Here is a 13,127-nt window from a genome sequence, read left to right as displayed (position 1 = left end):
CTGGGTTAAACCCTTACTTAAAACACAAAACTTGGTATTTATAGAAACTAGGAGAAGTACATGGAAAATCTAGACATGGGAATGGTATTTTTAGCAGCAGCATTCATTATCGGTATCGGCGCAATCGGTGCAGCAATCGGTATTGGCATGTTGGGAAGTAAATTACTTGAATCTACTGCTCGTCAACCTGAATTAGGACCGAGCCTACAAACTAAGTTCTTCATCGTTGCTGGTTTGATCGATGCGATTCCAATTATTGGTGTTGGTATTGCGATGTACCTGATCTTCGTTGTTGCGGGCTAATCCTCACCATTGGGTGAAGACTTTTCACAAACTAACAACGAGGTGAAGGCGTGAATTTTAACGCAACTTTTATTGGCCAGATCGTCGTCTTCGCTATCTTTGTCTTACTCTGCGCGAAATTCATATGGCCGCCAATTATGGCAGCCATGCAGAGCCGACAAAAGAAAATTGCCGAAGGCTTAGACGCAGCTAGCCGAGCCACGAAAAACTTAGAGCTTGCTCAACACGATGCTGCTAGCAAAATTAGCGAAGCGAAAGCTTCAGCTGCAGAGATCATTGAACAAGCAAATCGTCGCGCAACCGGTATTGTCGATGAAGCAAAAGTTGAGGCAGAAGCCACAGCTAAGCGCATCGTCGCGGGTGCCGCATCTGACGTAGAAAAGGAACGTAATATAGCGCGTGAAGAATTACGTGCGAAAATTTCTGAACTTACGTTAGCGGGCGCTGAAAAAATTCTTCAGTCTGAAGTCGACGAGAAGAAACACAGCGAATTGTTGGACAAGCTAGCAGCTACGCTGTAAGGAGATGGGAACATGGCAGAATTAAGTACGCTCGCCCGACCTTACGCGAAGGCTGCATTTAATGCAGCACTAGAGACTGGGGATTTAGACGCCTGGTCTACTGCTTTAGCAACGCTTGGCGCAATAATTGGCACCGACGAAGTGCACCAATTTATTGGTAACCCGTCGATAACGGCATCTGAAAAAGCGAACACACTTGCAGCTATTGCCGGTGGTGACTGTAACGAAGGGGCAAAAAATCTGTTAGATGTATTAGCAGAAAATAATCGTTTTCCTTTGTTAGAAGTGATCAGTGAGCAATTTGAACTGCTTAAAGCAGAACATGAAAAAAGTGCCCGTGTGCTCGTTAAGAGTGCCTTTTCACTCAGCGACGCTCAGCAAAAAACGTTGTCAGATAAACTCGCGAAGAAATTCGATCGCGAAGTAACTCTGACAGTTGAAATCGACCCTGCCTTAATTGGCGGCGTCATCATCAAAGCTGGCGATCTGGTTATCGACGACTCCGTACGCGGAAAATTGTCGAAACTCGCTGACGCAATGAATTCCTAATGAGGGAAAACGCATGCAGCAACTGAATCCTTCAGAAATCAGTGACATTATTAAGGATCGTATCGCGAAACTCGATACCGGTTCTAAAGCACAAAATGAAGGTACTATCGTCGGTGTATCTGACGGTATTGTACGTATCCACGGTCTAGCCGATGTAATGTACGGCGAAATGATCGAATTCGAAGGCGGCGCTTTCGGTATGGCACTTAACTTAGAGCAAGACTCTGTTGGTGCTATCGTATTAGGTGAATACAAGATGTTGGCCGAAGGTCAAACTTGTAAATGTACCGGCCGCATCCTAGAAGTCCCAGTTGGTCCTGAATTATTAGGCCGCGTAGTAGACTCTTTGGGCAACGCAATTGACGGTAAAGGCGACATTAACGCTAAAATGACCGATCCAATTGAAAAAGTTGCACCAGGTGTTATCGCGCGTCTTTCAGTCGATCAGCCATTGCAGACAGGCTATAAAGCTGTTGACGCGATGGTGCCAATCGGCCGTGGTCAGCGTGAGTTGATTATTGGTGACCGTCAAACTGGTAAGTCAGCTATGGCGATCGATGCGATCTTAGCGCAAAAAGGCACGGGCATTAAATGTGTCTATGTTGCGATTGGGCAAAAGCGCTCCACCATTGCTAACGTCGTTCGTAAGTTAGAAGAGCATGGCGCATTGGAATATACCATTGTTGTTGTTGCTTCGGCTTCTGAGCCTGCGTCTATGCAGTTCATTGCACCTTACGCTGGTTGTTCTATGGGCGAATACTTCCGTGACCGCGGTGAAGATGCTCTGATCATTTATGATGATTTGTCTAAGCAAGCTGTTGCTTATCGCCAAATCTCATTGTTGTTACGTCGTCCGCCAGGTCGTGAAGCCTATCCTGGTGATGTTTTCTATTTGCATTCCCGGTTACTAGAGCGATCATCGCGTGTGAACGCAGAATATGTAGAAGAATTCACCAAAGGTGAAGTGAAAGGTAAAACGGGTTCTTTGACCGCACTGCCTATCATTGAAACTCAAGGTGGTGACGTATCTGCATTCGTACCAACCAACGTAATTTCGATTACTGATGGTCAGATTTTCTTAGAATCTGATTTATTCAATGCGGGCATACGTCCAGCAATGAATGCCGGTATTTCGGTATCGCGAGTAGGTGGTTCTGCTCAGACTAAAATTATTAAGAAATTGTCTGGTGGTATTCGTACCGCCTTAGCTCAGTATCGTGAACTAGCAGCATTCTCGCAGTTCGCGTCTGATCTTGACGATGCCACTAAAGCACAGTTAGACCACGGTGCTCGTGTAACAGAATTGATGAAGCAAAATCAGTATGCGCCTTTAAGCGTTGCTGAAATGGCTGTTTCAGTTTATGCCGCTAACGAAGGTCACTTGGATACGCTTACAATAGCGCAAGTATTGCCTTTTGAAGCCGCTCTTCATGGTTACATGAACAGTGAACACGGCGACTTGATGAAAGAAATTTCTGCATCAGGTAAGTGGAATGATGAAATCGCTGGCACATTTAAAGACGCTTTTGAGAAATTTAAAGCGACGCAAAGCTGGTAATTTGATTCTGGCCACATTTGTGGCCACTAACTGAGGCTAATGCTATGGCTATCGGAAAAGAAATACGAACGCAGATAAATGGCATTAATAATACCCGTAAAATTACCTCTGCAATGCAATTAGTTGCGGCGAGTAAAATGCGTAAAGCTCAAGATCGTATGCTGTTGAGCCAACCCTATGCACAAAAAGTGCAAGCGGTTATTGGCCACTTAGCAAATGCGAACACTGAGTATAAGCATGTTTATCTGCAAGATCGTGAAGTAAAACGAGTGGGCTACATTGTAGTGTCCACTGACCGAGGTCTCTGTGGTGGTTTGAACGCCAACCTTTTCAAAGCAATCAGCAACAATGCTGCGCAATGGAAGGAAAAAGGTGTTGAAACTCAGGTTTGTGCCATTGGTAGTAAAGGCACAGGTTTTTTTAAAGCGCGTAAGTTTGATGTAGTTGCAACCATTACGCACGTTGGCGATAAGCCAACAGTAAAAGACCTAATCGGCGGCGTTAAAGTTATGTTAGATGACTTTGAAAGCGGCAAGATTGACCGTCTGTATGTTGTTTATAATCAATTTATAAACACCATGGTACAGAAACCAAACATTGACCAGTTGTTACCGTTGAAAGCGGCTGAAGATGAAACTAAGCGTAGTTACGCATGGGATTATCTCTATGAGCCAGAAGCGGAATCGCTTTTGAATGGATTGTTAACACGTTTCATTGAAGCCCAGGTTTACCAGGGCGTCGTTGAAAATGGTGCGTGTGAACAGGCATCTCGAATGATGGCCATGAAGAGCGCCACCGACAACGCTGGTGATATGATCGATAACCTGAAACTTGAGTATAACAAGGCCCGTCAGGCCGCGATTACTCAAGAAATTTCTGAAATTGTTGGCGGCGCTGCGGCGGTGCAATAACGGTTAAATGAGGACACAAACATGAGTAGCGGACGTATTACGCAAATCATTGGTGCCGTTGTAGACGTAGAATTCCCACGCGATAGCGTGCCGCGAGTTTACGATGCTCTAATGGTCGATGCGAAAGGTCTAACACTGGAAGTTCAGCAGCAGCTGGGTGACGGTGTTGTACGTACAATTGCAATGGGTTCAACTGAAGGTCTACAGCGTGGACTGGATGTAAATAATACTGGTGAAGCGATTCATGTACCGGTTGGTATGGGTACGTTGGGTCGCATCATGGATGTATTGGGTAACCCAATTGATGAACGTGGTGAGATACAAGTTGAAGAAAAGATGGGCATTCACCGTGAAGCGCCCTCTTACGCTGAACAGTCTCAATCACAAGATATCTTAGAAACAGGTATTAAAGTAATCGATTTAATCTGCCCATTTGCTAAGGGTGGTAAAGTAGGTTTATTCGGTGGTGCCGGTGTTGGTAAAACTGTAAACATGCTTGAATTGATTAATAACATTGCAACTCAGCACTCTGGCTTATCGGTATTTGCCGGTGTTGGTGAGCGTACTCGTGAAGGTAACGATTTCTATCACGAGATGTCAGATGCGGGCGTTATCAAATTAGATAACTTAGCCGAATCTAAGGTTGCGATGGTTTATGGTCAGATGAATGAGCCTCCAGGTAACCGCTTGCGTGTTGCTTTGACTGGCTTGACCATGGCGGAAAAATTCCGTGATGAAGGTAAAGACGTATTGTTCTTTGTCGATAACATCTACCGTTATACTTTGGCGGGTACAGAAGTATCTGCATTGTTGGGTCGTATGCCATCAGCGGTTGGTTATCAGCCTACGTTAGCTGAGGAAATGGGTGTACTTCAGGAGCGTATTACGTCAACGAAAGATGGTTCTATTACCTCTGTTCAAGCCGTATATGTACCTGCCGATGACTTGACAGATCCATCGCCAGCAACAACCTTTGCTCACTTAGATGCAACCGTTGTACTGAGCCGTGACATTGCGTCTTTGGGTATTTACCCAGCTGTTGATCCATTGGATTCTTCGTCACGTCAGCTAGATCCATTGGTTATTGGTCACGACCATTATGATGTAGCTCGAAATGTTCAGGGTGTTCTTCAAGGCTATAAAGAATTGAAAGACATCATTGCGATCTTAGGTATGGATGAATTATCAGATGAAGATAAATTAACCGTTAGCCGTGCTCGTAAAATAGAACGTTTCTTGTCTCAGCCTTTCCATGTTGCTGAAATTTTTACCGGTGCACCTGGTAAATACGTTTCGTTAAAAGATACGATCAGTGGTTTCAAAGGTATCTTGGACGGCGAGTACGATCATATCGCTGAACAAGATTTCTACATGAAAGGTAACATCGACGAAGTTGTGGAAGCTCACAACAAACGTAGTTAATCACACACTGGAGGTAACAACACATGGCTATGACAGTACATTGCGACATCGTCAGTGCCGAAGAGAAGGTCTTTGACGGCCTTGTCGAATTGTTGGTGTGTGAAGGTGAAGCGGGCGAGCTTGGTATTAAACCAGGTCACGCTCCTTTACTAACTCGTTTAGTGCCCGGACCAGTCCGAGTCATTAAGCAGCATGGTAAAGAAGAAATCATCTATGTAGATGGTGGTTATCTTGAGGTTCAACCAAACGTTATAACGGTTTTGGCCGATGTAGCGGTGCGAGCTGATGACTTAGATGAGGCGAAAGCCGAACAAGCGAAACAAGCTGCTGTTCAGCATTTAGCCGACAGCACGGCAGACAAACAGTTTGCCGAGGTTGCGGTTCAGTTAGCGAAAGCAGTAGGTCAGCTTCGAACCATCAAGCAAGCACGTAGAATCATGCGTTAGTTCGACGCATTGGATTCAACCAAAAAGCGACCTACGGGTCGCTTTTGTTTTAAGTAAAGGGCGAAAATGAATAAGCAAACGCTACTGGCTATTTTATTGGCATGTACAGCCAGTTTTTTTTGGGCTGCAAATGCCATTGTTGGTAAAATCGTGGTTGCTACCTTACCTGCATTCACATTATCTCAATTTCGTTGGTTGTTAGCCTTTGCCATCTTAATACCTTTTGGTCTTAGCAAAATCATTGCACAAATTAGCTGGTATAAAGCCAATTTTTGGCCACTTGTCGGCCTATCCATTCTTAGTGTAACGCTCTATAACACGTTACAGTACTGGGCATTAGAATACACCCAGCCAGTAAATGTTGGTGCGTTTCTCGCCATGCTGCCGGTTTTTATTGCTATCGTATCCAGCTTGTTTGGCGGTATAAAACAAAGTCTAACGCAATGGCTGACATTTAGTATTGCCGTGTTTGGAGCTCTGTTGGTAGTGACCAAAGGACAGTGGACAATGCTAGGCGAGTCAGGCGCAGGTGTGGGGGAACTTCTGCTTGTGGTTGCTATGCTTAGTTGGTCATTTTATACCGTACTACTTAAGAAACTGCGGCCTCAAGGTATCAGTTCAGTTGGAATGTTGAGCTTTTTTATGGGTGTAGGAACCTTGTTTATTCTGCCGTTTTGGGGTTACGATATAGTTTCGTCAGGCGCGATGACCTATCCGACCAAAGACATCTTGTGGGCAATTGTATTTGTCGCCATTTTCCCATCAATCGTTTCCTATTTTTGTTGGATAACAGCGGTCAACTTATCTAACGCTACAATCGCAGGACTGATGATTACCACCGCTCCGTTGTTTAATGCGTTGTTGAGTCTATGGGTACTGAATCAGACAGTTAGCGGTATGCAGTGGTTGGGTATAGCTATCGTCATCATAGGTGTTTCTGCGACCCTTATATTGAGTCGTACATTAACAAAATCAGCTTAGTCTATTGAGTAGCTCTTGAATGGGTGCTGGTTTATAAAAATAGTATCCCTGTAACTCCTCGCAGCCGAGCTTCTCCAAAAATAGAACTTGCTCCATTGTTTCAACACCTTCTGCAACAGTATGTAGTCCGAGTGTATGACCTAAATCTATAATGGCCCTTACCAACTCATTAGACTTGTCGCTAAACCCTATATTGCGAATAAAGCTCATATCAATTTTTAACACGTGCAAAGGTAAAGATTGCAGCATACTTAAATTAGAATAACCTGTTCCGAAATCATCCAGTGCAAACTTAAAACCAATCTCGTTTAATTCGCGCATGTTGTTCAATACAGTTATAGACTCTACTGCTAGAGAATGTTCGGTTACTTCAAACTCTATTCGCCTAGCATCAACTTTATAGCGCTTTAAAAGCTGCTTTATATTAGCTACTAAATTTTCATCTTCTAGTTGCTTAGGTGATAAGTTTATGGATATTGACAGGCCTCTTGGCAGTTGATCTTTAAATTCACACATAGTGGCAAAAGCAGCATCCATGACCCAGCTGCCGATGTCAGTAATTAAGCTAGTTCCCTCAGCAATAGGAATAAATTCACCAGGAGAAACAAAACCTAATTCTGGATCTTGCCAACGAACAAGTGCCTCCATGCTTAACGATGAGTGCTCACCTGTACTGCTGACCCGAGGCTGAAACACCAAATATAAGTGATCGTTTTTTAACGCACTAGGTAGATTTGTTAATATTTGTTGACGGCGGTTTGTTTGTGAATCAAGCTCAGCGGAATAGTAAGAATAATGACCTCTTTTTTTAGATTTAGCGACAAGCAGTGTTTGTTCTGCGCGTTGCAGTAGAGTTTCAAAATCAAGTGCATCATCTGGATACAAGGCGACCCCAACGGTAAACTGAGGATACACTTCCGCTGATAGGTTGTAAGGCTGCTTGAGCTTTGAAAGTATATTTTCTACTGCTAATACAGATTGACTGGTGGTTCCAACATCGATCAAAGCTATAGCGAAGGTATCACCACCTAGTCTTGCAACAAAGTCTGTTTTACGAATTGTACTAATTAACCTAATGGCCATTTGTTTAAGTAACTCATCGCCAAAGGATTGGTTGTATTTTTCATTGATGGACCGAAAGTCATCAACGTTAATAATCATTAGGCCAAGTGCGGTGTTTCTGCGTTCACATGTTGCAATGTTTTGAGTGGTGAGCTGTTGAAAGTGACTACGATTAGACGCACCTGTTAAGGGGTCGAATGCTTCGAGTTTAGCGACTTGGCGCTCTTGGCTTTTAATGGTATGAATATCTCTAACAATGCCACTGAGTTCGCCTTGAGCAGTACGTGCTATTTTGTGTTCAAACCAACGATATTTTTTTGCTACTTTTAGTCGGTGTTGAGTTGATATCGTTGTTAAGCGACCACTGAATAAATCTTCTAAAACACTAAGGACTTGTTCTTTTTCTTTTGGGTGCAAAAGCCTACTAAGGTCAGCAAAGGATATTTTTTCTTTATGTAAGTCTATTAAACTTTGGAGCGGCTCCGATAGCATATAGACATTTGGCTCAGCCTGGCGCCAAGACCCTAATTGTCCTAGACGTTGTGCTTCAATTAGGGCGCGCTCATTTTCCAAAATTGCTAAACGTTGGTTGTCTCGTTGTCGAATTGAATAATGCTGCCAACTTAAAGCGATTGTGAGCAGTAACCAAGCAAGAAACGATGCACCATGTGATTTCAAAGTCGCTCGACTTTCGATTGTATCGAGCAGCCCAGACTGGAGATATATGTCGGCCGATATGCTTTGCGCGCGATAGGTTTTATGTAAACTTTGTTCTGTGGGTCTTTGACCAATTAGAAAAAAAGGCTCACTAAAGCCCGTGATAGATAGTGATAGCATGGAAGAGTCAGGAACTAAGCTCAGAAGTTGCTCTTTTAGCGACTGCAAAGACAGTACTCCTGAAATAATAAAGCCATTGCTATTCGGGACAGGAATGACCTTGATAATGCCGGGTACCCCCTGGATTAATTCAATGGGGCCAATTATACCTTCTTGCTGGCTTGCAAGAACGTTTTTATAAATAAACCCCATTCCAGGTGTTTCACCTAAATTACGGTTAAGTACTGACAAGTTTGCTTCATTGATCGGGTAGACATGCTTTGCCATTAGGTTTTCACTAATGGCAATATTTAGGTAGTTATTGCGATACTCAGGTAATAGTTGCTGCATCCAGGCTTGATAAAGTTCTTCAGAGAAGTTTTCTTCACTGGCAATTAGTAAACTAAGTGACTCTAAAGCAGCGGAGTTATTTAAGAAAAACTGATTTAATGTACTGATAACAACATCAAACTCAGCTTCGATTTTGTCTTCAATAACGTGGGTTGATTCGCGCAACAAAGCAGGCAAGTACCATTTCGATAGCGGTACAATTATGAGTGCCATCATTAAAGCAAAACCAAGAGCAACCAGTTTTTTAGATTTTTTAAACGCTAGATAGATAATGCTAATGCCAAAGATCGCCAAAGACGCATGTAATAGCATTTGCGACGTATAAAAGATTGCTAAAAGGCAGGCTCCCGCCAATGCATAAAGTACTATTGGCATAGTTGCGTGTTATCAAATGTGGGTAAGAGTATATTTTCCATGAAACTAGTATAGCCAAGTACGCTAATCTGTCACTTTTTAGCAAAAGAATAATAGAATTTAAAGCAAACAGTCTGAAAGCAGGAAATGCCCATATATGGGCATCTAGGCTACTTTTAATACGAAATCATGTTAAGGTAATCTAATTATACCCTGCTATTTAAGGTAAGGCTTTGACGGCAACTAGAGCACCAAGATTTGGGCAATTAGAGATACCATTGACGTTAATAGCTGATGATAACTCTCAAATATTATGCTCTTGTAGGAACATTTCGAGCACGGGCGCATTCCTAAGCGTAGTGGATTCAGAACCAGCGCTGTATGTTGGCATGAGCTTGCAAACGAAGATGTTAAAAAAGGGTCAGTTAACAAACGTTCGGCTTATTGTTGAACGAATACAAACGGATGGCTTTGGTGTTCGATTTGTTTAAGGGCAGTGGGTCTATTCTAGTACTTGTGGGCATGGCCCAGAGCCGAGGCCGGTCCCTAATGTAATCATCATCGCAGGGTGCGTAAAATCAAATGCTAAGCCCGCTGCGGTACTGTCGTGCTCTAAAAGTGCTAAGCCATGAAACCCGCAAGCCGGTAACCATTGATTATTGAGCGCTTCCGCGAGATTGTCACAATCTGCTTCTAATGGATAATAGATCCCAGAGGCGTACTTAAATGGATGCCCACCGTCTAAATAACAGGCAATGCTAATAGCCACGGGCATACTGTGATCGAGTTCTCGCCGAGTTTGTGTCAATATTTCTATTAGGCCGTGCTTACCTATTTTTCCGTCTATATCGGTATAAGATGCAGTTGGTATTTCCTTGAGTTCATTGAGCCGGTTGCCATAGTGAGAAGCGACGGCTCGCTTAACGCCCGTTGCGCCAAAATCAATCGCCAATAGATCTTCATAACTTTTAACGGTTTGAGCCATGCCAACGAGTGCTGTTTTGCCGGCCCATGGCGAGTGGATGACCGAGCTTCCTATCAGTTCTTGCTCTAACATAGAGGCGAGGTTTTGACCAAAGGAGCCCGTTGTTAGGCCGCCTGACAGTACTATTGTGTTGGTATTTCGCCAGTGCTCTATTAACTGTATGAGTGAGGTTCGCGGCTTCTTTGGCCAATTTAAGCCTTCGATGGCTGTTTTCACAACACAGGTAAGGCGCTTGCTAAAGCAAAGTAGAACCTTGTAATGTATAGGATTACTAATGACAAACCGATCCAAAAAGTGGCGTATGGTCATCATTCGGTCGGTGATAAGTTCAGTAATTAGCTGTTGAAATGCTAAACTCGATGCCAACTGCGCACCTGTTTTTATGTGCCTACCAAATAAGGGGTCTCCAGGCGCTAAACCAGAACAATCGACAGGCAGGTGATTTAACGAACCTTCAGGTGACATGGTAAATGCATTGTTAGAAGTCGCACTGTTACGCATCAAGAATACTCTGTTAAACTTTACTGAAATAGCTCAATAGCTTGGAAGTACCATACTATGTCTACACTCTATCATGAAATAAAAACAGTCTCTTCTCCTAGCGAAGTTTGGACGGCCTTAACCACACGTCAAGGGTTAGTGAGTTGGTGGCCTGATGAGGTGAGTATCTCAGGCGGCGACAGCTGGTGTTTATCGAACAGTTCTGGCCCAGCACCCATGATTATGAAAGTTGTCGAAGATATTCCCGATCAAGCGTTAGAATGGTTATGTATTCAGGGGCCAGAGGAATGGCAGAATACGTTAATACATTGGCGACTTGTAACAGAAGGCCAAAAGCAAAGATTAATTCTTGAACACCGAGACTTACGTGAAGAGTTGGATCAATTGGCCAGCTTAAACACCTTCTGGGGCGTCACTGTTGATCGTTTACGGCAATCTATGGCGACTGAAATCAATCCAAACGATGAAGTTGATTTGGGCGCATGGACATAAATAAGGCTCTCTTAACTGTGCCCCATATTATTGAGCAGCACGATGGCTTCTGTTTCGTCTATAAACCAATCGGTTGGACAGTACAACGTGATGACCAGGCTCCGAGTGTATTAGTTTGGCTCAGTAAAACATTAAACCAGCCATGCTTTCCTGTGCATCGGCTAGATAAACCTACTTCTGGTGTGCTTATTGTGGCACTGAGTCGAGAAGCAAACCAGCAGCTAAGCCAAGCCTTTGCAACGCGCTCTGTAGCTAAAACCTACTTGGCCATTAGCGATCAAAAGCCGAAGAAAAAGCAAGGCTGGATAAAAGGTGATATGGCGCCTAGTCGGCGAGGACAATTTAAACTGTTGCGTAGTCAGGACAACCCAGCCATGACTTATTTTGAATCTGAGGCAATATCCCCTGGGGTACGTGGCTTTAAACTGACACCCAAGACTGGCAAGACGCATCAATTGAGAGTGGCTATGAAGAGTATTGGCAGCCCGATACTGGGAGATAAGCTTTATGCTGGCTCGCCAGCGGATAGGCTCTACTTACACGCATGGAAACTATCATTTACTTATCAAGATCAGTTTTTTGAAGTAAGCGCTCAACCTGAATACGGTTTGTTCACCCAATGGCTTGAGAAAATAACCCTATGATTGAATGGCTATTTGCGGATCCGAGTTTATTCGCCGCTGCCTTTATTTTGGGCATTATGCTTACCTTATTAACCTTTCTATTGTTGAATCATTTTCGGCAGCAGAAAGTTGAAGTAGAACATGCGAAATTGCGTGCCGACTTAACGACAAAACATATAGCTATCGCAAATTTAGAAGGCCAGTTGGCTCAAATGCGCGAACTCGAAGCCAGTAAAGCACAAATCAAAAAAGAGTTTGCGCTATTGGCGAATAACTTATTTGAACAAAAAAACAGCCAGTTTAGACAGCAGTCGCAAGCCAGCATGAGTGCATTGCTCGAGCCATTCGAAAAGCAATTAGAGCAATTTCGTAAACGTGTCGACGACATACACACTCATGACACTCAAGGTCGTGCCATGTTGCAGGCACAGCTAAATCACTTACGCGAACTTAATGGCCAGTTGCATAAACAAGCAGAAGACTTAACCTTAGCTTTGCGCGGCGACAAAAAGTTACAAGGCAACTGGGGTGAGCTGCAGTTAGAACGAATACTCGAAAGCGTCGGCCTGAAAAAAGGCCGCGAATATCAACGTGAAGCAAACTTTAAAAACGATCAAGGCCAAAATCAACGGCCTGACTTTATCGTTTACCTACCCGAAAATAAACACATTATAGTGGACAGCAAGGTCAGCCTAAATGCTTATCATGATTATATTGGCGCTGCGGAAGGGGCTGACCGAGAAAGCCACTTAAAACAGCATGTAATGGCAGTGCGCACGCATATTCGTAGCCTAAGTGATAAAAACTACGCAGCGTTATCGGGCATAAATGCGCCAGATTTTGTTTTAATGTTTATGCCCATTGAAAGCGCCTTTGTTGCAGCTTTTGAAGCAGATCAAAGCCTATTTAATGAAGGCTTTGATCGCAACATCATTGTAGTGACGCCTTCAACATTATTAGCTACGTTAAAAACCGTCGCCACCATGTGGGCACTTGAAAAGCAAAACGAAAACGCTTCTATGTTGTTCCAGCTGGCCGGTAAAATTTACGACAAAATGACCGTGCTAGTTAAAAAGTTAGAAAAAGTAGGCCAGCAAGTAGATGCCACCCAATCGACTTGGCAAGAAGCGATGGGAACCTTAAGAGATGGTCGAGGTTCCCTGCTCGACCAAGTTGAAAAGCTTAAAGAATTGGGTGCGCCAACCAGCAAGCAAATGCCAGATCAACCTACGCGACGCATGGAAGACTAGCG

Annotated in this window: 14 protein-coding genes; 12 read left to right on the top strand and 2 right to left on the bottom strand. The window is 43.7% G+C overall.

Translation table 11 applies throughout. The annotated features are described in order from the left end of the window. The first annotated feature begins 60 nt into the window (after positions 1-60). The 8 genes from atpE (at position 61) to ACI882_RS03990 (ending at position 6,691) form a co-directional block, all read left to right on the top strand. Positions 61-303, top strand: coding sequence for a F0F1 ATP synthase subunit C (gene atpE / locus ACI882_RS04025; protein WP_411743559.1), 243 nt, complete (start codon positions 61-63; stop codon positions 301-303). A gap of 50 nt (positions 304-353) precedes the next feature. After that, complete coding sequence (locus tag ACI882_RS04020; protein ID WP_411743560.1) at positions 354-824, top strand: F0F1 ATP synthase subunit B; 471 nt, start codon at positions 354-356, stop codon at positions 822-824. A 12-nt stretch (positions 825-836) separates the two neighbouring features. Further along, entirely contained in the window at positions 837-1,373 is a 537-nt protein-coding gene (locus ACI882_RS04015; RefSeq protein WP_411743561.1) for a F0F1 ATP synthase subunit delta, read from the top strand. Positions 1,374-1,386: 13 nt separating this feature from the next. Next, positions 1,387-2,931: a F0F1 ATP synthase subunit alpha gene (gene atpA / locus ACI882_RS04010; protein ID WP_411743562.1), complete on the top strand. Its 1,545-nt coding sequence runs from the start codon at positions 1,387-1,389 to the stop codon at positions 2,929-2,931. 44 nt (positions 2,932-2,975) lie between these two features. Further along, positions 2,976-3,842 carry a F0F1 ATP synthase subunit gamma gene (gene atpG, locus ACI882_RS04005; RefSeq protein ID WP_411746685.1) on the top strand — a complete coding sequence of 289 codons (867 nt, stop codon included), beginning with the start codon at positions 2,976-2,978 and terminating at the stop codon, positions 3,840-3,842. A gap of 21 nt (positions 3,843-3,863) precedes the next feature. Next, positions 3,864-5,264 (top strand): F0F1 ATP synthase subunit beta, encoded by a 1,401-nt coding sequence (gene atpD, locus ACI882_RS04000; RefSeq protein ID WP_411743904.1) that lies wholly within the window; start codon positions 3,864-3,866, stop codon positions 5,262-5,264. Positions 5,265-5,287: 23 nt separating this feature from the next. Then, a complete protein-coding gene (locus ACI882_RS03995; protein ID WP_411743905.1) occupies positions 5,288-5,710 on the top strand; it encodes a F0F1 ATP synthase subunit epsilon in 423 nt (140 codons plus the stop codon). A 66-nt stretch (positions 5,711-5,776) separates the two neighbouring features. Next, a complete protein-coding gene (locus ACI882_RS03990) occupies positions 5,777-6,691 on the top strand; it encodes a DMT family transporter (RefSeq protein WP_411743906.1) in 915 nt (304 codons plus the stop codon). Here the strand turns inward: ACI882_RS03990 and ACI882_RS03985 are convergent. Then, positions 6,683-9,295 carry a putative bifunctional diguanylate cyclase/phosphodiesterase gene (locus tag ACI882_RS03985; protein ID WP_411743907.1) on the bottom strand — a complete coding sequence of 871 codons (2,613 nt, stop codon included), beginning with the start codon at positions 9,293-9,295 and terminating at the stop codon, positions 6,683-6,685. The genes ACI882_RS03990 and ACI882_RS03985 overlap by 9 nt on opposite strands. Positions 9,296-9,507: 212 nt before the next feature. Between ACI882_RS03985 and ACI882_RS03980 the strand changes: the two genes are divergently transcribed. Then, complete coding sequence (locus ACI882_RS03980) at positions 9,508-9,765, top strand: PilZ domain-containing protein (RefSeq protein WP_411748437.1); 258 nt, start codon at positions 9,508-9,510, stop codon at positions 9,763-9,765. A gap of 11 nt (positions 9,766-9,776) precedes the next feature. On the opposite strand, the gene ACI882_RS03975 is transcribed toward ACI882_RS03980, so the two are convergent. Continuing rightward, positions 9,777-10,763, bottom strand: coding sequence for a hypothetical protein (locus tag ACI882_RS03975; protein ID WP_411743908.1), 987 nt, complete (start codon positions 10,761-10,763; stop codon positions 9,777-9,779). A 54-nt stretch (positions 10,764-10,817) separates the two neighbouring features. On the opposite strand from ACI882_RS03975, the gene ACI882_RS03970 reads away from it, so the two are divergent. From ACI882_RS03970 to ACI882_RS03960, 3 genes are read left to right on the top strand one after another with little or no spacing between them, the layout of a single operon-like run. Beyond that, positions 10,818-11,252, top strand: coding sequence for an SRPBCC domain-containing protein (locus ACI882_RS03970; protein ID WP_411743909.1), 435 nt, complete (start codon positions 10,818-10,820; stop codon positions 11,250-11,252). Continuing rightward, positions 11,243-11,896: a TIGR01621 family pseudouridine synthase gene (locus tag ACI882_RS03965; protein ID WP_411743910.1), complete on the top strand. Its 654-nt coding sequence runs from the start codon at positions 11,243-11,245 to the stop codon at positions 11,894-11,896. Before ACI882_RS03970 ends, ACI882_RS03965 begins: the two co-directional genes overlap by 10 nt. Then, positions 11,893-13,125, top strand: a complete 1,233-nt coding sequence (locus tag ACI882_RS03960) for a DNA recombination protein RmuC (protein ID WP_411743911.1) — start codon at positions 11,893-11,895, stop codon at positions 13,123-13,125. The genes ACI882_RS03965 and ACI882_RS03960 overlap by 4 nt, the downstream gene beginning before the upstream one ends. The last annotated feature ends 2 nt before the right edge of the window (positions 13,126-13,127 follow it).

It is taken from the genome of Reinekea sp. (assembly GCF_046710285.1).
Taxonomy (GTDB): Bacteria; Pseudomonadota; Gammaproteobacteria; order Pseudomonadales; family Natronospirillaceae; genus Reinekea.
Note: the sequence above shows the minus strand (reverse complement) of the source record. Positions and strands in the feature narration are given on the sequence as shown.